Source organism: Bacillus sp. JJ722 (assembly GCF_036963345.1).
Classification (GTDB): domain Bacteria; phylum Bacillota; class Bacilli; order Bacillales; family DSM-1321; genus Bacillus_AD.
On the sequence record NZ_JBALMO010000209.1, the window covers coordinates 1 to 1,028 of the forward strand.

Below are 1,028 nucleotides of genomic sequence, written 5' to 3' on the forward strand. Positions count from 1 at the left end.
GCGCTAAGACTCCCACTTCTAAACGAAAGTTAAAGCGAATACGTTTTAGTGGGAGATTAAGCGTCAGTAAGAACTCGGTTAAAGTTTCACTTTATCATCACAAAAACCAGTATCATAATGATACTGGTTTTTTTATCATTCACATACCCAAGAAAGCCCAACTGTTTGAACTCCTGTATGCACACCGGCTACTGAGATAAGCATGATGGTTTCGGTTTCGATCTCCGGTAGTTCTGCTTTAACCAACTGTTCTAGTTCATTCGCTTTTTCATAATTATTCGCATGAAGAATGGCAACTTTTGTGATGCTGTGATTTTTATAGTCTTCTTTTAGCTGATTCACGACCCAGATATTTGCTTTGTTATGACTTCTCACTTTATCTTTTATTATGGCTTTGCCTTCTTCTATAGATAATATTGGTTTAATACGTAATAGGCTAGCTAGTAATTTCTGACTGCTGGAAACACGGCCGCTTTTATGAAGTTGTTCTAGATTGGCAGGGATTAAGAATAAGCGTACATTCTTTTTTAATCGATTTAGATTCAATACAATTTCTTCTGCAATCAATCCTTGTTCATACTGCCTAATTCCTTTTTGGATAAGCTGGGCAAGTCCAAATGAACCTGTTTCTGAATCAATGCCGTAAAGCGGGAATCCAACCATCTCTGCCGCTATAACGGACGTATTAAATGTGCCTGATAGTTTACTAGAAGCATGAATCGCAAAACCGAAATCATATTCTTTCTTTAATTTCTCATACAGATTTATGAACTCACCGACGGATGGCTGGGAAGTTTGAAATGTACCTTTCCCATTCTTCATATGAATGTATAGCTCTTCTTCTGTCATATCGACTGTTTCTTTAAATGAAGTGCCGTTTATTACGATATTTAATGGCACAACATGTATATTGTTTCTCTCAATAACTTCTTTGTTTAATGAGCTTGTACTGTCCGTAATCCAAGCCACTTGTGGTTGATCCATTTCTAGTTCCTCCAGAGAATCTATTGTTTTATCCCGTTCAAACT

General features: G+C 36.9%; 1 protein-coding gene. It reads right to left on the reverse strand.

Annotation, left to right across the window (positions count from 1 at the left end):
• Positions 1-135: 135 nt before the first annotated feature.
• Positions 136-1,028 (reverse strand): DegV family protein (locus V7014_RS21030; protein ID WP_335509994.1); only part of this gene is annotated, 893 nt, incomplete at its 5' end.